This is a genomic window from Oscillospiraceae bacterium NTUH-002-81, from assembly GCA_032620915.1.
Taxonomy (GTDB): Bacteria; Bacillota; Clostridia; order Lachnospirales; family Lachnospiraceae; genus JAGTTR01.
Window position 1 is genome coordinate 2,430,003 of record CP136052.1, and the last position, 21,417, is coordinate 2,451,419.

Genomic DNA, 21,417 nt, shown 5'->3' on the forward strand with positions numbered 1-21,417 from the left:
ATTTTAACACGTTCCCCCGGGGAGTTCAATTCATTTTGCCGAATATTTTTACTTATTTAATCTATTTTTTATACAATTTTACTAATATGTCGTTTTTATTCGAATCGCACGATTTCCTTGCGCAGCCGCTTCATGATCTTTTTCTCCAGACGGGAAATATAGGACTGGGAAATGCCGAGAAGATCCGCCACCTCCTTCTGAGTTTTCTCCTCCCCGTCGCCGCCGTTTAAGCCAAACCGCAGCTCCACGATGGTGCGCTCCCGATCGGAAAGCTTGCAGATGGCCCGGTTTAACAGCTTGTGCTCCACCTCCTGCTCCATATCCCGGTAGATCACGTCCTCGTCGGTGCCGAGAATGTCCGAAAGAAGCAGCTCATTGCCATCCCAGTCCACGTTCAGCGGCTCGTCGATGGACACCTCCATGCGTGTTTTGCTGTTGCGCCGCAGATACATGAGGATTTCGTTTTCGATACAGCGGGAAGCGTAGGTGGCCAGCTTGATGCACCGATCCGGATTGAAGGTGTTGATGGCCTTGATAAGGCCGATGGTGCCGATGGAGATCAGATCCTCCACGCCCACGCCGGTGTTGTCAAAGCGCTTGGCAATGTAGACCACCAGCCGGAGGTTGTGCTCGATGAGCAGCGACTTGGATTCCTGATCCCGCTCTGTCCCCAGCCCGTTGATGACTTCCTGCTCTTTTTTCGGCTCCAGCGGTGCCGGAAGTACCTCTGCCCCGCCTATGTAATGAATGTCGCCGCTTCTGGAAAACAGGACATTATGAAGATTCGAAACCGACTTTAATTTAAAATGCCCGGGCATAGATACTTTCATTAACATGTTTGACTCCTCCTACTCACTGTCTGAATTTTTCATGCAGTATCATCTGGTATGCTTTCTCTGTCGATACTGTCCCTCTGCTGATGCCGATGACCGGTGCCTGGATGACCTGCTCGCCGTCCGTCCCCTCGATGACCATACGGGTGAAAACAAGGCCGGTGAGCACGCCGGACGGGCAGCCCACGGAGCTGTATGGGATCATGTGGAACTTTAACGTTTCTGCCAGAGATTTTCCCAAAAGCTCCTCCACAGAAAACGGCAGCGCCCCTTCCTCCAGAATGCTCACAGGCCGGTGCAGCCACGGATCCTGCAGCCGGTTGCCTGTGTCCCGCAGGGCCATGACCCGCCACTGGGTATCGCCTATGTAGAGCCGCACCGGGCAGAGATCCATCTGCCGGTGTTTTGCCGCGGCAAAAAGCTTGCATCCTGCCTGTAAAACGGCATATGCCGCAAAGACGGCCAGCCAGAACCGGAAGAACATCCGCTGCCAGAAGGGATGCAGTGCCTGCAGCAGGCCCGATAACAGAAATGCCGCTGCTGCAAAGGTGATCCACAGCTGCAGGCGATCTGCCAGGCTCCGGTGCCGTCCCCTTTTTCCCGGAAAGGCGATTCCTGTCATGACCGGGATCAGCAGCCAGCCCAGAACCGGCATTGCTCCACCGCAGAAATGCCAGCCGGACAACACCCCGGCCGCCAGCAGCGCCACATGCGCCAGAGCGCCCGCCGCCGCAGCCAGCGCCGCCCTTGCGAACCGCACGCCTGTCCCGACGATCCTGGCCGTCAGCAGCACCACACACAGGTTCAGCACCCACTCCGTCAGAAACTGCACATCCAAATAGATCTTTGCCTGCATGAGGCACCCCCCTCACCTGTCCCTCACCTGTTCTTGCATTGGGTAGCCTCATTATACGTTCCCATCCCCGCAGAACCTGTCGGATTCCCGGCGCATTTTCGCATTTTTCATCATAAAAAAAAGACAGGAAAAGAACCGTTGTGACACGATTCTCTCTCTGTCTTTTTTATCTCCTGAACTGTCTATCCTTGCGTAAGCTTTAAAAAAATCCGTGATAACAGGATAGTTTTGCAGTGCCTCTCCTGTTCCGTCACCGGAATTTTCTGTCACTGCACTTCCTTTTCTGTCAGTTTCTGTAAAATTTCCCGACAAATGTCGTCTACCTGCCGCCCGTCGGTGCACACCACCACATCTGCGGCCGCCTCGTAGAAGGGCCTGCGCTTTTCCATCAGCTCCGCGATATACGCCTCGTTCATATGCCCGTTGAGGATGGGCCGCTCTTCACTGTCCTTCACCCGGCTTAAGATCTCTGCCGGACTGGCTGTCAGCAGCACGGTATAGCCGCTCTCCTTCATCAGGTGTACGTTTTCCTGGCGCATGGGCACTCCGCCGCCGCAGGATACGAGATAGCCGCCGGTATCCGCGATGAGCTTTAACAGGGCTGTCTCCACCCCCCGGAAATAGTCTTCCCCGTCCTGGGCAAAGATATCCGCGATGGGCCGGTTCTCCATGCGGACGATCTCCTCGTCCATCTCCATCTCCCGCATCCGGGTGTTGCTGCCCAGGGCATGGGAAATGGTGCTCTTGCCGCAGCCCATGAAACCGATGAGATAAATGTTGGGCTTCTTTTTCTTCTTGCCTGCCAGAAGGGACAGGATGGTGCGCAGCTCTCCCACCGGCAGCTGACCCGGTGCAGAAGCCGCAGAAGCGCTGCCAAAGGTCACGGCACTGCCTGTCAGCTCCCCGGAGATCCGGCTCACCAGCCCCAGTTTTCCCATGGACATGGTAATATAAGGGCGGTCTGCATAGCGTTCTTTCATGGCCGTGGATACGGACAGCAACCTGGTCACATCCTCGCTGTCGTGGGGCATCACTGCCAGCTTGGTAATGTCAGCGTTTGCTTTCTGCATCCGCACCAGCTTCTGCAGCATCTCCTCCGCTGCCGGTGTCCGGTCAAAGTTGTGATGGGAAAGAACGGTCAGTACCCCTGCTTTTCTGGCTGCCTCGACCAGCGTACGCACCGTCTGTTCTCCCCGCTCATACTCCACATCAATGAGCTGTGCCAGACCGAGAGACATCAGGTCTTCATACAGCGCCACGTAATCAGAGGCCGTGATGGCCTGCTCACCGCCTTCCTCTTTCGTGCGGAAGGTAAGCAGAATGGGCCGCTCGCCCAGCACCTGCCGAAGGGACGGCAGAAACTTCGATGCCGAGAACGGATCCTCCAGCCAGTCCAGCCGCCACTCCACCAGATCTGCCGGAAGGGCACTGATCTGTCTTGCCTGTGTCAGCACCTGTTCCTCATTTTTCGCCACGATCGGTACGCAGATCTTCGGGATGCCGTCCCCCAGCACCACATTTCCTGCCTTCACACTCTGCCATCTGCTCATACTTCTTTCGTCTCCCCTCTGTCACCAATATCTGCATTTCGTTTCAGTCTCGACCAGTGCATAACAAACATCACTGACACCTGCATCCTACAAATCACTCTGTTATTCACAGTGCATTCCATCACGAAGGATTCCCTCCTGTGCCATGGAAATCTGCGCCTTCGTTCAAATATCCTGCAATCAAGAGAAGGGCTGCCCTGTACATCTCGGACAGCCCTTCCCAGGGTCTGAATCTATTCTCGTTCTGTTCTCTTATTTCTTTCTTGTCAGGAAGGACGGAATCTGGATATCATTCTCCTGCACGTTGCTTCTGGGCGCTGCGGGCTTCTGGATACCCGGAATCGGTCTGGTTGCCTGCTGCGGCATACCCTGTCCCACATTCTGGGAAGGCATGGGCATTCCCTGCTGGGGTGCATGCTGCTGCATCATCGGTCTTCCGCCCTGCATACCCTGTGCGAACTTGCCCGCATTCGGATATGTAAAGTTCGGAACAACTTTACCAAGGGAAGGTGCTGCCTGCTTCTCCTCCACATCATGAAGGCCGGTTGCGATCACGGTGATTCTCGCATAGTCTGTATTCTCCGCATCGTACATGGCACCGAAGATGATATTCGTATCCTCGCCTGTCAGGTCACGGATGTAGCTTGCTGCATCGTTGGCATCCATCAGGCTGATATCACCGGAAATGTTGATGATGACATGGGATGCGCCGCTGATGGTCGTCTCAAGCAGCGGGCTCTCTACTGCCTGCTTCACAGCCTCCAGTGCCTTATCGTCACCCTTGGCCTCACCGATACCAATGTGTGCGATGCCCTTATCCTTCATAACGGTCTGTACATCTGCGAAGTCCAGATTGATCAGTGCCGGCAGGTTGATCAGGTCTGTGATACCCTGTACAGCCTGCTGCAGAACCTCATCTGCCTTCTTCAGTGCCTCGGGCATGGTCGTTCTGCGGTCAACGATCTCCAGCAGCTTGTCGTTGGGGATCACGATCAGGGTGTCCACGGACTCCTTGAGCTTCTCAATACCGGCAATGGCATTGTTCATACGGGTTCTTGCCTCAAACTTGAACGGCTTGGTCACAACGCCGACGGTCAGGATTCCCATATCCTTGGCAAGCTTGGCCACAACGGGAGCTGCACCGGTACCGGTACCGCCGCCCATACCGCAGGTAACGAATACCATGTCTGCGTGCTTGAGCACTTCCTTGATCTCCTCAGCGCTCTCCTCGGCTGCCTTCTCACCGATCTCCGGCTTTGCGCCTGCGCCCAGGCCCTTGGTCAGCTTCTCACCGATCTGCAGAGCGGTGGGGGACTTACAGAGCTTCAGCGCCTGGCTGTCTGTATTAATACCGACGAATTCCACGCCGGCGATCTGTTCATCAATCATGCGGTTCACTGCATTGTTGCCGGCGCCGCCGACACCGATTACAATAATCTTTGCAGCAGATTCTGTTTCATTTGTCATAATCTCTAACAAGGTAGTTCCTCCTTTATATATAAACCTATCCGTATTTGTCGCAATTTTCGTTAATATACTCTACTTATAATAGTATTTTTTCACCGATTAATCAATAGCAAATTTGATTTTTTTTTACCCGTCATCCCCGTCAAAGATGAGATTCTGGGTATCTTCGGTAAAGTTTTCCATATGAAGCGTTCCTTTGCGCTCTTTCAGGTCATCAACAAAGGAGGCCAGGTTGGCGATTTTCTCATCCATCATATCTTCCGTGCCGAATAGCACCCGGGCCTCGCCGAACCACAGGGTGATGCTTAAGTTGTCCGCAAACGCGATCCGATCCGGGTGGACGTCATTCTTGTCCAGCGCCTGGGTCAGATTGAGAATGATCCGAAACACATCCGGCTTGCTCACCGGCAGCTGCTCATACAGCGTCACCTCGGAAAATTTCAGCCCCGAGATCTGCGGTACCCCGTCCAGCACCTCGGTGGAGCTCTCCACCACCATACCGTCCTTGTCAAAATAGAGGTTTGTCCCCATGTAGGACACGTAACCCACGATGGTCTTCTCATATACCCGGATCCGGATGTGGCCCGCCGACAGGGCTTCCACCTCCAGGGTACTGATAAAAGGGATATTTCCGAACCCTCCGGAACGGCTCTTGGCCATCAGGAGCAGCGTATTGGAGTATCCCTCGCCCAGCACCAGCTGTTCAATCTCCGCATCCGTATACCGCTCATTGCCTTCCACCGTCACATCCCGGACAGCAAATGCATTGAAAAATATGGCCGCGCCCAGCACCAGCAGTCCCAGTACCACGGCGACGGCGATCCATTTTCTGTTTTTTTCTCTTCCTTTTCTCTTCCAAAGGCGTCACCTTTTCTCTATGTGCGCGCCCAGGGCAGACAGCACCCGCTCCGGCTGCTCGTATCCCCGGGCAATATATCCCTCATCCAGGACGGTGGTTGTTCCCCGGGCAAAAATGCCCGCCAGCAGCAGTGCCGCCCCGCCCCGCAGCTCATGGGACTCTACCACAGCGCCCGCCAGACTTTCTGTGCCGTGTACGGTGCAGTCCTGCCCGCAGATGTCCACCTGCCCACCCAGCTTCCGAAATTCTTCCGCTGCCCGGAACCGGGATTCAAAAATCGTTTCCCGCACCCGGCTGGTACCCCGGGCCCGCAGCAGCACCGCCAGCAGCTGAGACTGCAGATCGGTGGGAAATCCCGGATATTCCGCCGTCTGTACAAAGGGCAGCGCCGGAAAATGCGGTTTTCCCACAACAGACAGGGGTTCCCTTTTTCTTCCCGGACTTCCATTTCCAGCTGCCGCAAAATGCCAAGCAGGGCGTCCAGCTGGCCCACCGGCGGATTTTCAATGGTGAGGCGTCCACCGCTTCCGGCGGCTGCCAGAAGATAGGTACCGGCCACGATCCGGTCCGGCATGACCGTCACCCGGGCATCGTGAAGGCGCTTCACCCCACACACCCGGATCACCGGTGTCCCCGCCCCGGAAATGTCCGCGCCCATCCGGCCAAGCAGACGGCACAGTTCCCCGATCTCCGGCTCCATGGCCGCGCCCCGGATCACCGTGACACCTTCCGCCAGCACCGCCGCCAGCAGCACGTTTTCCGTGGCGCCCACGCTGGATCTTGCAAAGGAAATGGTCTGCCCGGTCAACCGGGATGCCGACACGTCCAGCCAGTCATCTTCCTGGGTGACCGCTGCGCCCATCTGCTCCAGCGCCGACAGATGCAGGTCGATGGGCCGCCTGCCAATGACACAGCCGCCGGGATAGCATAGCCGGGCTTTGCCCTTTCTGCCCAGCAGCGCCCCCCAGAAGCATGACGGAGGATCGCATCCGTTTGGCTTCTTTTTCCGGTACGGTCACCGAACGGATCTCCTGTGCATCAATGATCAGCGTGTGTCCTTCCCAGTTCACCGTGCAGCCCAGTTTTTCCAGGATCCGCACCATGCACTGTACATCCGAGATCACCGGGCAGTGCTCCAGCACCACCGTTCCCTGATGCAGTACCGCTGCCGCCATCATGGGCAGCACCGCATTTTTAGATCCCCTGTATGCTGACCTCGCCCACCAGCGGTCTTCCTCCGTCTATTTCATACCGTTCCACCGCCAACCTCCCTCTGAAAGCCTGCTCTTCCCTGCATCTGTTATAAATTATCATATGCAGAGACGCCTTCCTTGGTGCTTTGGCTACAGCTTTGTCCGGGCGGATACGCTTAAGGCAATGCCCATTTCCGCCAGCAGAAAACAGACTGAGGTGCCGCCGTAGCTGACGAAGGGCAGCGTGATCCCGGTATTGGGGATGGAATTGGTCACCACCGCAATGTTCAAAATGACCTGGATGGCGATGTGGCCCATGATGCCCGCTGCTAGCAGCGCCCCGAACAGGTCTTCCGCGTGCATGGCAATGACCATGAATCGCCAGATCATCAGGGAAAACAGTAGGATCAGCGCCAGGGCGCCCACCAGACCCAGCTCCTCACAGATGATGGAAAAGATCATATCATTCTGCGCCTCCGGCACGAAGCCCAGCTTCTGCATGCTGCTGCCCAGCCCCTGGCCGAAAACACCGCCGGAACCGATGGCGTACAGTCCCTGGATCGTCTGGTAGCCCTTCTCATAATTTTCCGGATGCCGCCAGATCATGAGCCGCTCCAGGCGGTAGCTTTCCATGCCGAGAAAAACCGCCACCAACCCTGCGCCTGCGGCCCCCATGAACACAAAGGGCACATACCGGGGCGTGGAAAGAAAAATCAGCAGAAACCCGATGCCCAGGATGATGACGGCGGTGCTTAAGTTGTTCGTTCCCACCAGCGCCACGATGGGCAAAAGCAGAAGCAATACGCCAATCAGAGAGCGCATTTTTTCCATCCGTCCCTTTTTTCGGTCCACCGCCCAGGCCAGCAGCAAAATCACCGCTACCTTTGCAAATTCCGCCGGCTGGAAGGACAGCGGGCCCAGGGCCAGCCACCGCTTGGAGCCGTTATACTCCCGGCCAACCACCAGCACCAGGGAGCTTAACACCAGCGACAGCCCATAGGCCGGGACTGCCAGGAACCGCAGCAGCCGGTAATCCAGCCGGGAGACCGCCACCATGGCCGCCAGCCCCAGGCTGGTGGCAAACAGCTGTTTTTTTCACATAATAACCGGCATCCCGGAACTTCACATAGCCGTTCCAGGCGCTGGTGCTGGCCAGCATCACCAGCCCGAATGCGGTAAGTATACAAACCAGCACGAACAACACGGTGTCCCGGCTTCCTCTGTGCTTCGCGTAAAACTCCGGCCGCATACGCATCCCGCTTTCCCTTATTTTAATAATGTTAGGAACAAAAACCTCGACTTTGATGCCTACGGATTGTTCCGTGCTACGCACTCCCGCAATCCTCCCCACTATTCGCATATCGTGGGATTGTCATCCCACTTTTATGCTCATATCGGGGGCGGGTCCCAAGGTCTTTCGCCCACTGATGAACAAGTTCATATGGGCTTAGACCTTTTGACCCTGGCATCATTTAAATGGACTTTACAAAGTCCTTGAACACTTTTCCGCGTTCCTCATAGTTCTTGAACATGCCCCAGCTGGCGCAGGCCGGTGACAGCAGCACCGCATCCCCGGGCTGTGCCCGGTCCTTGCACCAGGTGATGGCTTCTTCCAGGGAATCCGCATAGGCGCAGGCAGTGAACCCGCAGCGCTCGGCTGCCGCACGGATCTTCTCCCGGGTGGCACCGATGAGCACCAGTCCTTTTACCTTGCCATCAAAGGCCTGGATCCACTCCTCATACTCGGAGTTCTTGTCATAGCCGCCGCCGATGAGCCAGGTGGGCCGTGTCATGGCCTGGATGCCCTTGATGGCCGCATCCGGGTTGGTTCCCTTGGAATCGTTGTAATAGGCCACACCGTTTTTCTCTGCCACGAACTCGATCCGGTGCTCCACCGCCGTGAACCGGCGCAGAGTGCCGCGGATGCTGTCCATGGGCACACCCAGCTCCAGAGAAATGGCAACGGCTGCCATCACATTTTCATAATTATGCCGGCCCAGCAGATTTAATTCCGAAATATCGCACACTTTCTCTGTCTGCCCATCCCGGCGGATGAAAATGCTCTTACCGTCAAACCAGAGGCCTTCCTCCAGCGGCTGTACCCCGGAGAACCAGATCACCCTGGTTTTCAGCGTCTGTCCGAAAGCGCGCAGCACCTCATCCTCGTAGTTGAGGACGCAGGCATCCGCCGTGCCCTGGTTTTTCGTGATATCTTCCTTGGCCTTTATGTAGTTTTCCATGGTGTGATGCCGGTTCAGATGATCCGGCGTGATGTTGAGGATGGCGCTGACCTGGGGATGGAAGGTGTCAATGGTCTCCAGCTGGAAGCTGGAAATCTCCGCCACCGTCACAGAATCCGGACGGGTCAGGGCTGCCGTGCTGGTGTAGGGAATGCCGATGTTGCCCACCACAAACACGCTCTCGTAATAATCCTTCATGATCTCGCCGGTGAGGGCTGTGGTGGTCGTCTTTCCGTTGGTGCCGGTGATGGCCGCGATCCGTCCTCTGGCAAACCGGTATGCCAGCTCTACCTCGCCCCAGATGGGCAGGTGGGCTGCCAGCGCCGTGACAAAGGGCAGATCGGTGGGCACGCCGGGGCTTAACACCACCAGAGACAGCTCCGCCTCCCAGTCCGCCGCAAAATCCCCGAGACGGACCGCAAAGCTGCCCTCTCCCACCGTTTTTTCCGGGATCCCGGCCGCTTTTTCTGCTTCCAGCAGGGCCGCTTCCTCTGCCTGTACCTTTTCTGTCAGCGTCTGGACATCCAGACTGCCGTTTCCGTCATACAGGATCACCTGTTTTCCCTGGGATAAGAGCAGGGCCGATGCCGCAATGCCGCTCTTTCCGCCGCCTACCACCAGGACTTTTTTCTCAAATACATCCATGGAACCTTTTCCTCCTTTTACATTGCAAGAAGCGCTGCGAGACACAGCAGCGCTGTGATGATCGAAAATACTGCCACCACCCGGGTCTCTGACCAGCCACACAGCTCGAAATGGTGATGGATGGGCGCCATCTTGAAAATCCGCTTGCCGTGGGTTGCCTTGAAATAGCTGACCTGGATGACCACAGACAGCAGCTCCACCGCATAGATAAAGCCCACGATGGGGATAAACAGTGGCATCTGCATCATGTACGCCGTACCTGCCACAAAACCGCCCAGCGCCAGGGAACCCGTATCTCCCATGAACACGCTGGCCGGGTACACATTAAACAGCAGGAAGCCCAGCAGGCCGCCGGCCACCGCACAGGTGATGGGATGGATGCCGCTGTTGGTACCGATAGCCACCACGCTGAAAAAGGTAGCCACCAGAACGGTGACGCTGGAGGACAGGCCGTCCAGTCCGTCCGTGAAATTTACTCCATTTACCGTAGCAAGTACGACGATGAACAGCATGGGAATGGCAAGAATGCCAATGTTCCAGTAATAGCCGTGGGAAAACGGCACCAGCAGTGTCAGCTCCACATCGGTGTAGTGAATGAGGTAATAAGCGAAGATCGCTGTCACCACGATCTCCCCGATGAGCTTCTGCCAGGGCAGCAGACCGTCGGAGCGCCGGAGCACCACTTTCAGGTAATCATCCAGAAAACCGATGATGCCAAAGCCCAGCGTCAGGAACAGCACCGGCACGATCTTCGGATACTGCCGCAGGTAAATAAGGCAGGTGACCGTGATGCCGATGAGAAACAGGATGCCGCCCATGGTGGGGGTTCCCGCCTTCTTCAGATGGGATTTGACGCCCAGCTCCCGCTCGGTCTGGGATAATTTCAGATTCCGCAGAAACGGGATGAGCACCGGGCCTAACACCGCGCTGACCACAAAGGAGATAAATACCGGAAGGATAAATGAATAATTCATGTCGCACCTCTTATTTCTTTCGTTTTTTGTCAGTATAAAACTTTTTTATTTCTGAATGCAAGCCACCCCGAGATAGGGAAGGATATTTTCAAAAATCTCCCGCAGCACCGGGGCCGCGATGGTTCCGCCGTAATAGATGCCCTGGGGGTCGTGGATCACCACCAGCCCCGCCACTATTGGGTCATCCGCCGGGGCAAATCCCACAAAAGAGGAAATGTAGCGGTGGGCGCTTCTGGGCAGCGTCTGGGAGGTAGCGGTCTTGCCGCCGATGGCGTACCCTTCGATATAGGCGTTTTTTCCGGTGCCCTCAGACACCACCTTTTCCAGGATCGTCCGCATGGTGGCCGACGTCTCTTCGGACAGGATCTGCCGGTCGGTGTCCCAGTCAAATACCTGCTGCACCTCCCCGTCCCGGTTTTTCACACTGCAGGCCAGGTGGGGTGTCACCAGACGGCCGCCGTTCACAAGGGAACTGACCGTGGTCAGCAGCTTTAACGGAGTGATCTGGAAGGACTGGCCAAAGGAAATGGTGGCCAGCTCCACCTGCCCGATGGCATCCTTTTTGTGCATGATGGTACCCGCCTCGCCGGGCAGGTCCACGCCGGTCTTTTCCAGCAGGCCAAATTTCTGAAAATAATCATACATCCGCTCCGGCCCCAGCCGCAGCCCCACCTCCATGAAAACCGGGTTGCAGGAATTCATCGTTCCCTGGATGAAATTTTCCGAGCCGTGGCCGCCCACCTTGTGGCAGCGGATGCGCCGGTCCTCCACGATCTTGTAGCCCGGGCAGAAGAAAGCGTCCGAGGTGGACACCACCCCTTCCTCCAGTCCCGCCGAGGCGGTGATGACCTTGAAGGTGGAGCCCGGCTCGTAGGTATCGTTGATGCAGGCATTGCGCCACATCTGGTTCAAAAGATCCTGCCGCTCCTTTTCCGTCAGGGACGGGTGGGCGTCCAACGTCTCCTCCGACAGGGTGAAGGGATCATTGAGATCAAACTCCGGCACGTTCACCATGGCATAGATTTCCCCGTTCTGCGGGTTCATGAGCAGCACCGACACCCGTTCTGCCTGTTTTTCTTCCATGACCTTCTCTGCCGCCTGCTGAGCGTAGGCCTGGATGTTGCTGTCCAGGCTGACGTACAGGTCATACCCGGGCACCGGCTCCGTCCGCGCCTCGGCGGCGTTTTCGATCTCCACGCCCCGGGCATCCGTCAGTGTTCGGATCTGGCCCGCCGTGCCTTTCAGGTATGATTCATAGGCAACCTCCAGGCCGATGATGCCCTGATTGTCGCTGCCGGTAAAGCCCAGCACCTTGGAGGCCAGCTCCCCCAGCGGATAATACCGCTTGTAGTCCTCATCCACCTTTACCCCTTCATAGTGAAAAGCCCGGATGCGGTCGCCGGTCTCTTTGTCCACGTTGGAACGGATCAGCTCCCGGGAACTGACCTTTTCCACTTTTTTGCGGATGACGGCCTCGTCCATCCCCAGATTTTCCGTCAGCATGTGGATAACCCCCTCTGGATCCTTTACCTGACTGTGGATCACAGAAACGGTACACACCGGCCGGTTGTCTGCCAGCACCACGCCTGCCGCATCCACGATCCGCCCTCTGGCGGCCTTGATGTCCCGTTCCCGCTCATGCAGACGGACGGCTTTTCCCGCATAATCCTCCGCATCAAAAAGCATCAGATATGCAAGCCGTCCGCATAATCCTATCATCATGGCCAGCAGGATCAGAAAAGCTGCCAGAATCTTTTTCCGGTTCCAGGTTTTGTTTTTGTGCACTGCATATCCCCGACTTTGATATCCATACAGTGTATGCACCTTGGAATAAGTTTATGACTTTATTCCCCGGTCATGGCCGCTTCCTCGCTCTTGGTCACCGTGTCTTCCTCGCTGTCCGCCGAACCGGTGTAGCCATCCGGCAGCACGGATTCCTGATCCAGGGATTCTCCGGTGTTGGGATCCAGATTGTTGGCCGCTGCGTACTCGGGATCAATGTGCATGCCGTCGATGACCCGGCCTGTCTCTGTGACAATGACCTTGTTGTCGTTGGCGGTGTCTTCTGCCGTATCCTCCGCCGCAGTATCCTCTGCCGTGGTATCACCCTCCGCAGTGTCCTCCGGTGTGGAGGTGACTGCCTCTGTGGGATAAATGTTCATGTAGGGCAGCATTTCCTTCATGATGCTGCTGAAAATCTCCTGGGCGTAAGTACTGTGGGACTGTTCCGCCACGTTGGGCTCATCCACCACCACATACAGAACGACCTGGGGATTGTCAATGGGAGCCGCCCCCAGGAAGGAAACAACGTAATTTTTCTTGTCTCGGGGAATCTTCTCCGCCGTACCGGTCTTGCCGCCGATCTTGTAGCCTTCCACGCCTGCCGCACTTCCGGTACCGGTCATAACGCCGTCCCCGGCAATAACGTGATACAGATAAGTCCGCAGCGTCTCCGCTGTCTTCTGGGACACGGTGCGCTTCATCACCTGGGGCTGGATCGTCTCCACGGTGGCGCCGCTGCTGTCCAGAATCTTCTTCACCACATGAGGCTGATAGTAGGTGCCGCCATTGACAATGGAAGAAAAGGCGGAAACCATCTGGATCATGGTGGTGTTAAAGCCCTGTCCGAAGGAGTTGGCCGCCAGGTCGGTGATGGTCATGGCGTCCGCATCCAGCACCAGACCGGCTGCCTCGCCCGGCAGGTCAATGCCCGTGCGGTTTCCGATGTTGAAGATCGTCATATATTTTCGGAAATCGTCCACACCGATGCGCATACCCATGGTCATAAGGGCCGCGTTGCAGGACTTCATCAGCGCCTGATCTGTCGTCAGATAACCGTGGCCGTACCGGTTGGAGCAGCGAATGTCGTGCTCACCTACGTGAAGAATTCCCACACAGGTAAAGCCGTCGCCGTCCCGCACCTTGCCCGTCTCCAGACCGGCTGCAATGGTCATGGGCTTCATGGTGGAACCCGGCTCGAAGCCATCGGAAATACAGTGGTTTCGCCAGATACTGTAATATGCCTCGCCCAGCGCCTTGTCATCCATGGCCGCGATCTCTTCGTCTGTATAGAGGCCGGTCACCGAAAGATCCCGGGGATTGTTCAGGTCAAAATTGGGATACTCCGCCATGGCCAGCACCGCCCCGGTGTTGGGATCCATGACGATTGCCGCACTGACCTTACTGCCCAGACCTTCTCTCGCCTCATTGGCATGCTGCTCATTGAATTCCCGCAGCTTCGTCTCCACAATGGTCTGGATGTTGGCGTCAATGGTGGACACCACGGTCTTGCCGTCCTGGGCGGATTTTACTGTCCGTTCCAGCTCGGAATTCTCATTCAGATACCCGTATTCCCGGCCATTTACTCCATTTAACGTACTATTATAGTATTCCTCGATGCCCCAGACGCCCTGATTGCCGGACACGGTAAAGCCCAGCAGATCACTGGCCAGCGTGCTGTACGGGTAGCGGCGCACGTAATCCTTCTCGAACCAGACGCCGCTGATGTCAGGATTGTTTTTCTTATCTGCCATCAGTTCTTCAAAGGCGCTGATCTGATCCTTGGTCAGCTTCTTGGCCGCCACATAGTACTGGTTGTCCGGCTTGTCCGCCACATGCTGCCGGATGGCTGCAATGTCAATGGTGGCACCGGTGCTGTCTACCGTATCCCCGAAGCACTGGGACAGGGCTGCCAGGGTAGGTTCCAGATAGGAATCTTTCTCCAGCATCTGCTTGGCGTCAATGATCAGATTGTAGACCTCCTCGCTGGTGGCAAGGATCGTGCCGTTGGTATCGGTGATGTCTCCCCGCTTGTACGGAAGGGTGGAGCTGGAATAGCCCCGCCGGGAAAGCACCTGCTTGGCATACTGTTCTCCGTTTTCCCGCTGGATCCGTGTGATCTGATAACCTAAACCAAGCAAAGCCAGCAAAATCACGAAAAAGGTGACTGCCAGCTTTCTCTTCATTTTTCCTGTGAATTTCAAAGGTTCCCTTCTTCGCCGGGGACGCCTGCCGGATCCGTCCATCCGCTGCGGGCGCCTCCCCCGACGATGATCGTATCTGTCATCTCTGCTCACTGTTCAACACTCCTGTTTCCTGCTTACTTTCCGAAAAGTGCTGCCGCCTTGCTCTTGACGCCGCTTTCTGCGGATGTCTTCGGCACATCCTGATACTGCCGCACATAGTCCGTATCCTTGCTGTCATACAGGACAACCTGGTTCTCGTCCGCATACACCATGCCCAGTTCCTCTGTGGCAATCTTGCGGACTGTCTCCAGATCCACGGAAGACATGACCCGGTTGTACTCCGCGTCATTCTCTGCCTTCAGATCGTTCAGCGTGCTCTCCAGCTTGTTGATGTTCTCCATGGAGGCGGTCACCCGGGACTGGATCTGCAGGTACCGCACACAGCCAAACACCAGCAGGCCCATGATGCATGTCAGAAATGCCGCATACAGGGCATGCGTCCGGGTCTTCTGCTTATAGCGGACAGCGGAATGTACCTTTGCCTGTCTTCTCTTTTTTTCTTCTGACTGCCGGTTCCTCCTGCGGCAGTGTCTCTATGGTACGGACGGTGTTGCCGTCCACATAGGTGTCATAATAGCTGGTCTTTCTGGATGCCAAGATCCCACTTCCCATCTTCTTATTTTCTAAATTATTTTTATGGAGTTCTTCTCTGTTTCTCTTCTATCATTTTCCACAATACATGCTGTTGTATTCTACTTCTCTGTCCTGCGTTCGAAAATACGCAGCTTCGCACTCTTGCTTCTGGAATTGTTCTCCAGCTCTTCCTCCGACGGGAGGATCGGTTTTCTCGTGATCACTTTTCCCTTGGATTTCCGTCCGCATACGCACACCGGAAGGTTCTTCGGGCAGATGCACGGATCTTCGTTCTTGCGGAAGATCGTCTTGACGATCCGGTCTTCCAGGGAATGGAAGGTGATGATGCAGATCCTGCCATCCTCGTCCAGTAGATCGATCATATCGTCCAGCGTATCTCGCAGCACGTCCAGTTCCCGGTTCAACTCAATGCGGATGGCCTGAAAGGTACGCTTGGCCGGATGGCCGCCGGTTCTTCTGGCTTTCATCGGAATGGATTCCTTCACGATCTCCGCCAGCTCCAGCGTCGTCTCAACGGGATGCTCCTGCCTTGCCCGGACAATGTGTCGTGCAATGCTGCCCGCAAACTTGTCCTCTCCGTAATCCCGGATGATGCGGGTCAGTTCCGCTTCGCTGTATTCGTTGACGATGTCTCGCGCCGTCAGGGACTGCCGCTGATCCATGCGCATATCCAGCGGTGCATCTTCCCGGTAGGAAAATCCCCGTTCCGCGGTGTCCAGCTGATAGGAGGAAACCCCCAGATCCAGCACAATGCCGTTGACCTTCCGGATGCCCAGCTCCTCCAGCACCCGGCGCATCTCGCAGTAATTGCTGCGGACGATGGTCACCCGGTCGCCGAATTCAGCCAGCCGTTCTCCCGCTGCCGCAATGGCAGCCGCATCCTGGTCAATGCCGATGAACCGTCCCTTTTCTGATAATTGTCTGCATACATGCCAGGCATGTCCGCCGCCGCCAAGGGTGCCGTCCACGTAAATGCCGTCTGGCCGGATATGCAATCCTTCTATTGTCTCCTGAAGCAATACGGATACGTGTGAAAAACTCATGCCTGTCTGTTCTCCTGTTTCTAAATTTCTGCATCTTGCTATTCTGCTTTGGTATTCTGTCCGCGCGCGTGTTGTGTTTTACAGGGAAAGTCCGCGCTCTGCCATCATCTCGGCGATCTCGTTCATATCGTCAATATTGGTAGCCTGTTCCCAGCGATCCTTATCCCAGATCTCGATGCGCTCCATCATGCCTGCCAGAACCACATCCTTATCTATCCCCACATGTGTTCGAAGCGATGCAGGCAGCAGGATTCTTCCCTGCTTGTCGAATTCGCATTCCGATGCTCCGGCGATAAACTGCCGTTTGAACTTTCGTTCCGATTCCTTCAGCAAATTCAGGCCAGCGAACTTCTCCACCATCTTTTCCCACTCTTCCATGGGATACAGATATAGACAGGTATCCAATCCCTTCGTCACAACCATCTTGTCCCCAAGCTGTTCGCGATATTTCGAAGGAATGATCAGCCTGCCTTTTGCGTCCACACTATGCTGGTATTCACCCATAAACATATTGGATCACCTGCTCTCTGGCCGGGGGCTTGTCTTTTCCACCACAAATCCCCCCACTTGCTACCACCTTTCACCACAATTCACCACTTATGAGTTCATTCTAGTGCATTTTTCAGGAAAGTGCAAGGCTTTTTCTCAAAAACCTCACAAAAGGCCGGTGCCAATTCATGGAAAAACAATCCTCTTGCAGCTCATTTTTGCTCATGAAAAGAACATACGAGTGCACTGTAACCCGCCCAAAAGGTCTCCACCGCCACTCACTCCCACTTTTTTGACTGTAAAAACAGGGGCACAGGACATTTTGTCCCCACCTTCCCCCCACAAAGTGACGGCCACCTCCACCTGTTCCCACTCGTGAACTTCCCAATCAAAGAAAATCTCACCCTCAAACGGCGGCATGGCTGACACAACGCAGCCAAGTCCACATTTTCCACACACAGGGTTTTCTGGAAATATATTTTACGAATGGAACTGGGGAGAGGTTCATGCTATAATATAGAAGAAATACGATTTTCTTTTACAAAGGGAGGAATATGATATGAAAAAATGGATACAGGCAGGATGCGTGGCTCTCGTCACGGTTCTGATGATCGTTGTGGGCTGTGTGTCCAAGAACCCCTGGCAGGTGCTGGCCCGGTCTGTCGCCAAACAGGCCACCCTTACCGATCTGGATACCAGTGTTGCTATGGAAATGACGCTGTCCCAGGAGGGGCAGAAGGTGTCCGTCGTCTCCGACATGGATCTGAAATGCTCCGGCATCAACACACCGGATATGAAGTACGCCACCGATTCCGCCATGACGGTATCGGCTCTGGGCATCACCCAGCAGCTGGATATGCAGACCTACTATTATGACGGCTGGTGCTATACCGACATGATCGGGGAGAAGTACAAATACGCCACCGATCTGAGCACCATCATGAACTCGCTGCAGCAGAACATGAACACGTCCAATCTCACGGCTGCGCAGATGCTGGATCTGTCCATGACAGAGGAAAACGGGCAGACCGTTCTGGCCTTCACCGCAGACCCGACGCAGATGAACGAACAGGTAAAAGAAGCGCTGGGACTCATCGGCGATCAGCTGGCTTCTCTGGGAGAGATCGCCATGGATGTCCATGATGTCCACGGCACTTACACCATCAACAAGGATGGCTATTACACCGCCGCCCATGTGATCATGTCCTATGAGATGAGCATTCTCGGCATTTCCATCCCGGTGGACGCAGACATCCACATGACCTTCAACAACCCCGGAGAGCCCGTAAACGTGGAACTGCCGGATCTGTCCGCCTATAACGAAATAGAGCTCCCGGAAGCAGATTAACTGCTTTCGAAAGCTCTATAAAGATTTTTGTTCAGCTGCTACTCGAGCGTCAGCGTCATGCTGGCGCTCTTTGCGTTGGTGGGCACAAATTCCACTGCCTCCAGCAGCGCATCGGACGTATCGCTGACGGAGTAAACCTCGCAGGCTGTCACGGTAGCCCCGGGCTGTACTTCGGTCTTGTAGTTGTTCATCTCGTCATTCATCTCTGCCACGGAAGCCTTGCCGCACTCGCTGCCGTTCTGGGTCAGCTTCGTGTAGGATACGGACGGGATGGACACGGCCTGATCGCTGTTGTTGGTGAAATCATAATAAACATACACACAGGGACTGCCGTTCACATCTTCCCCCATCTCATGCCGCACATATTTGAGGGTAAAGGAATCGGTCACCAGATTCAGTGTACCGGAGGCGTCCGTACTCTGAGAAGCATCCGTGGACGTTCCGTCTGTGCCGGTCTCGCTGCCAGCCGCCGTACCATCCGCAGCCGTGCCATCCGTTCCGGTCTGGGTGCCATCTGTGGCCGTCCCGTCGCTGCTCTGGGTCTGGGTACCGTTCCCCTGCGCAGCAGAGCCTTTGACCAGCAGACAAACCACTGCCGTGAGCACCACTGTCACAACGAGAAGCACCACCGGCACTGTCAGTCCCCGCTGCCGGTGCAGACACAGAAAAACAAGGAAAAGAACTGCCAGCACTGCTGCTGCCACGGCCCACAGCTTCCATTCGTTCATCTTCGATGCATGGATGAGGCAAGTGATATCTGCCAGCAGGCAGAACAGGAACGGTGTCAGAAATGCCACCGGCGCTGCCCGGTGCCGCATCTGAATGGCCATCACGCCCCCAAAGAAGAACAGCACCGCCGGGATCAGTCCCAGCATACCGATGCCTGCGCCTTCCTTGAACACACCGGCCAGCACCGACCGGTACACAAGCCCCAGGGCAGCCAGGATACACAGTACGCCCAGCCCCAGTCTGGCTCCCGTGAACCGCGGCCCTCTGCGTCCTCTTCCTCCTGCTCTTCTGCGATGATCCTGCTGACGGCTCCCCGCTCCGCCGCCGCGACTGTTTCTCTGACTGCTCATCTTATCTTCACTCCTTCTTTATTCCAAACCCCACAGGGATTCTGTTCGACTTCTATACTACCACATTCCCCTCCGTCAGAGTGAATTTCCATAAATTTTTCACAGGTTTGTCATAAAATTTTAAGATTTCGCCTGCGTTTCTGCCTTCCTGTGCTTCCGTCCAACGAGGATGATACCAAGAGAAACAACTACCATCGCCACCGCCAGCATCTGGGAAACCGCAAGCCCAGTTCCGAAGAAAATCAGCTGGTCTGTCCGCAGGCCCTCAATCCAGAAACGGCCAATGCCGTAAAGGAGCAGATACAGGCAGAACACTTCACCGTGGAATTTCTTTTTCGGCGAATACCAGATAAGAAAAAGAAGCACACATAAATTCCACAGAGATTCATACAGGAAGGTGGGATGCACCTGAATATAATCAATACCGCCTACGTTCATGATATGTGCCGCCAGATCTGCACTGATATCCGACCGGCGCACCGCACTCACCGGCAGCTGCATAGCCAGAAGATTATCTGTATAACCGCCAAAAGCTTCCCGATTGAAGAAATTACCCCAGCGTCCAACCACCTGTCCCAGTATCAGCCCCAGCCCAGCCGTATCCGTCAGCAGGCCAAAGGGCTGTTTTTTCACTTTGGCAAACACAAATACGGTGGCGATGGCTGTCAGCACACCACCGTAGATGGCCAGACCGCCGTTGCGGATATTGAAAATACTGAGCAGGTCGTCCTTGTACATATCCCATGCAAATACCACATAATACACCCGGGCACCAATAATAGAAAGCACCACAGCGATCATGGCCAGATCCAGATACATCTCCGGATCCTGACCGGTGCGTCTGGCCTGCCACTGGGCCAGCATCAAACCACCGATGATGCCGATGCCAATAACGATGCCATAATAGGCAATGGTAAATCCGCCAATCGATATGCTCTTACCCACATGCTCCAGATAAATGCCCAGATGGGGAAAGTTGATATTCCAGTCCATAGACATCCCTCTCCTATACGTTAAAGCGGAACAGGATCACATCACCGTCTTTTACTACGTAATCCTTTCCCTCCAGACGGACAAGGCCCTTCTCTCTGGCTGCCGCATAAGCCTGGCAGTCCAGCAGATCCTTATAATTCACCACCTCAGCCCGGATAAAACCACGTTCAAAGTCTGTATGGATCTTGCCTGCCGCCTGAGGTGCCTTTGTTCCGGCCTTGATTGTCCATGCTCTCGTCTCATCCTCCCCGGAGGTCAGGAAGCTTAACAGCCCCAGCAGATGATAGCTTGCCCGGATCAGTTTCTCCAGACCGGACTCCTTCAGACCCAGATCCTCCAGGAACATGGCCTTCTCATCCTCCTCCAGCTGGGAGATCTCCTCCTCGATCTGGGCGCAGATGACAAACACCTCACTGCCCTCGCTCGCTGCATACTCCCGCACCTGCTGTACATAGGCGTTGCTTGCACCGTCGTCCGCCAGATCATCCTCGGAAACGTTGGCCGCGTAGATCACCGGCTTGTAGGTCAGCAGATTATAGGAAGCGATCCATGCCTGCTCATCCTCATCGTCCACCTGCAGGCTTCTTGCCAGCTTGCCATCCTCCAGATGGGCTTTGATCCGCTCCAGGAAAGCCACTTCCTTGGCCAGCTCCTTGTCATTCTTGGCGCCTCTGGACGCTTTTGCGATCCGGCGCTCCAGGATCTCCACGTCCGAGAAGATCAGCTCGAAGTTGATGGTCTCAATGTCCCGCAACGGGTTCACACTGCCGTCCACATGCACCACATTGCTGTCCTCAAAGCAGCGCACCACATGAACGATGGCGTCTACCTCACGAATATTGGACAGGAACTGGTTGCCCAGGCCCTCGCCCTTGGACGCGCCCTTTACCAGACCGGCGATGTCCACAAACTCAATGGTGGCCGGTGTCACCTTCTTGGAATGATACATGTCGCCCAGCAGACGGAGACGCTCATCCGGCACTGCCACGATACCGATGTTCGGGTCGATGGTACAGAACGGATAGTTGGCAGACTCCGCACCCGCCTTGGTCAGAGAGTTGAAAAGTGTACTTTTGCCGACATTCGGCAGACCGACGATACCTAATTTCATTTTATGTTTTACCTGTCCGAAAACCTTTGATTTATCGGGGTTTTCGCCTTTCCTTAGATTTCTTGTACGCCCTTTTTTCCTGCAACAAAAAAAGAGTCCAACGCAACTATATATGATA

The 21,417-nt window shown here is 55.4% G+C and carries 19 protein-coding genes and 2 pseudogenes; 1 reads left to right on the plus strand and 20 read right to left on the minus strand.

The window, feature by feature from the left end; translation table 11 throughout:
- Positions 1 to 95: 95 nt before the first annotated feature.
- The 17 genes and pseudogenes from sigE to mraZ form a co-directional block, all read right to left on the minus strand.
- The gene (sigE, locus tag RJD28_12000) at positions 96 to 836 is read right to left on the minus strand and encodes an RNA polymerase sporulation sigma factor SigE (GenBank protein ID WNV57016.1); all 741 of its coding nucleotides are present in this window, start codon (positions 834 to 836) and stop codon (positions 96 to 98) included.
- Positions 837 to 852: 16 nt separating this feature from the next.
- Positions 853 to 1,689, minus strand: a complete 837-nt coding sequence (locus RJD28_12005) for a sigma-E processing peptidase SpoIIGA (GenBank protein WNV57017.1) — start codon at positions 1,687 to 1,689, stop codon at positions 853 to 855.
- Between the two features lie 266 nt (positions 1,690 to 1,955).
- On the minus strand, positions 1,956 to 3,239 hold the full coding sequence (aroD, locus tag RJD28_12010) for a type I 3-dehydroquinate dehydratase (protein WNV57018.1): 1,284 nt from the start codon (positions 3,237 to 3,239) through the stop codon (positions 1,956 to 1,958).
- 252 nt (positions 3,240 to 3,491) lie between these two features.
- On the minus strand, positions 3,492 to 4,718 hold the full coding sequence (gene ftsZ / locus RJD28_12015; protein WNV57019.1) for a cell division protein FtsZ: 1,227 nt from the start codon (positions 4,716 to 4,718) through the stop codon (positions 3,492 to 3,494).
- Positions 4,719 to 4,832: 114 nt separating this feature from the next.
- Positions 4,833 to 5,516, minus strand: a complete 684-nt coding sequence (locus tag RJD28_12020) for a cell division protein FtsQ (protein ID WNV57020.1) — start codon at positions 5,514 to 5,516, stop codon at positions 4,833 to 4,835.
- 54 nt (positions 5,517 to 5,570) lie between these two features.
- The gene (locus RJD28_12025; protein ID WNV57021.1) at positions 5,571 to 5,975 is read right to left on the minus strand and encodes a hypothetical protein; all 405 of its coding nucleotides are present in this window, start codon (positions 5,973 to 5,975) and stop codon (positions 5,571 to 5,573) included.
- A gap of 77 nt (positions 5,976 to 6,052) precedes the next feature.
- A pseudogene (locus RJD28_12030) lies at positions 6,053 to 6,472 on the minus strand (UDP-N-acetylglucosamine 1-carboxyvinyltransferase).
- The gene (locus tag RJD28_12035; protein WNV59616.1) at positions 6,399 to 6,743 is read right to left on the minus strand and encodes a hypothetical protein; all 345 of its coding nucleotides are present in this window, start codon (positions 6,741 to 6,743) and stop codon (positions 6,399 to 6,401) included. The pseudogene RJD28_12030 and the gene RJD28_12035 overlap by 74 nt, the downstream one beginning before the upstream one ends.
- 165 nt (positions 6,744 to 6,908) lie before the next feature.
- Positions 6,909 to 8,007: pseudogene (locus RJD28_12040) on the minus strand (putative peptidoglycan glycosyltransferase FtsW).
- Between the two features lie 223 nt (positions 8,008 to 8,230).
- On the minus strand, positions 8,231 to 9,643 hold the full coding sequence (gene murD / locus RJD28_12045) for a UDP-N-acetylmuramoyl-L-alanine--D-glutamate ligase (protein WNV57022.1): 1,413 nt from the start codon (positions 9,641 to 9,643) through the stop codon (positions 8,231 to 8,233).
- 17 nt (positions 9,644 to 9,660) lie between these two features.
- A complete protein-coding gene (gene mraY, locus RJD28_12050; GenBank protein ID WNV57023.1) occupies positions 9,661 to 10,617 on the minus strand; it encodes a phospho-N-acetylmuramoyl-pentapeptide-transferase in 957 nt (318 codons plus the stop codon).
- Between the two features lie 45 nt (positions 10,618 to 10,662).
- Positions 10,663 to 12,339 carry a penicillin-binding transpeptidase domain-containing protein gene (locus RJD28_12055; GenBank protein WNV59617.1) on the minus strand — a complete coding sequence of 559 codons (1,677 nt, stop codon included), beginning with the start codon at positions 12,337 to 12,339 and terminating at the stop codon, positions 10,663 to 10,665.
- Positions 12,340 to 12,461: 122 nt separating this feature from the next.
- Positions 12,462 to 14,600 carry a penicillin-binding protein 2 gene (locus tag RJD28_12060; GenBank protein ID WNV57024.1) on the minus strand — a complete coding sequence of 713 codons (2,139 nt, stop codon included), beginning with the start codon at positions 14,598 to 14,600 and terminating at the stop codon, positions 12,462 to 12,464.
- A 116-nt stretch (positions 14,601 to 14,716) separates the two neighbouring features.
- Entirely contained in the window at positions 14,717 to 15,046 is a 330-nt protein-coding gene (locus tag RJD28_12065; protein WNV57025.1) for a hypothetical protein, read from the minus strand.
- Between the two features lie 49 nt (positions 15,047 to 15,095).
- Positions 15,096 to 15,239, minus strand: a complete 144-nt coding sequence (locus tag RJD28_12070; protein WNV57026.1) for a hypothetical protein — start codon at positions 15,237 to 15,239, stop codon at positions 15,096 to 15,098.
- Between the two features lie 95 nt (positions 15,240 to 15,334).
- On the minus strand, positions 15,335 to 16,279 hold the full coding sequence (gene rsmH / locus RJD28_12075) for a 16S rRNA (cytosine(1402)-N(4))-methyltransferase RsmH (protein ID WNV57027.1): 945 nt from the start codon (positions 16,277 to 16,279) through the stop codon (positions 15,335 to 15,337).
- Between the two features lie 78 nt (positions 16,280 to 16,357).
- Positions 16,358 to 16,789: a division/cell wall cluster transcriptional repressor MraZ gene (mraZ, locus tag RJD28_12080; protein ID WNV57028.1), complete on the minus strand. Its 432-nt coding sequence runs from the start codon at positions 16,787 to 16,789 to the stop codon at positions 16,358 to 16,360.
- A 538-nt stretch (positions 16,790 to 17,327) separates the two neighbouring features.
- Between mraZ and RJD28_12085 the strand changes: the two genes are divergently transcribed.
- Positions 17,328 to 18,116, plus strand: coding sequence for a DUF6612 family protein (locus RJD28_12085; protein ID WNV57029.1), 789 nt, complete (start codon positions 17,328 to 17,330; stop codon positions 18,114 to 18,116).
- Between the two features lie 38 nt (positions 18,117 to 18,154).
- On the opposite strand, the gene RJD28_12090 is transcribed toward RJD28_12085, so the two are convergent.
- The 3 genes from RJD28_12090 to ychF form a co-directional block, all read right to left on the minus strand.
- A complete protein-coding gene (locus RJD28_12090) occupies positions 18,155 to 19,195 on the minus strand; it encodes a DUF5067 domain-containing protein (GenBank protein ID WNV57030.1) in 1,041 nt (346 codons plus the stop codon).
- Between the two features lie 120 nt (positions 19,196 to 19,315).
- Positions 19,316 to 20,188 carry a prolipoprotein diacylglyceryl transferase gene (gene lgt, locus RJD28_12095; protein ID WNV57031.1) on the minus strand — a complete coding sequence of 291 codons (873 nt, stop codon included), beginning with the start codon at positions 20,186 to 20,188 and terminating at the stop codon, positions 19,316 to 19,318.
- Positions 20,189 to 20,201: 13 nt separating this feature from the next.
- Positions 20,202 to 21,299, minus strand: coding sequence for a redox-regulated ATPase YchF (gene ychF / locus RJD28_12100; GenBank protein WNV57032.1), 1,098 nt, complete (start codon positions 21,297 to 21,299; stop codon positions 20,202 to 20,204).
- Between the last annotated feature and the right edge of the window lie 118 nt (positions 21,300 to 21,417).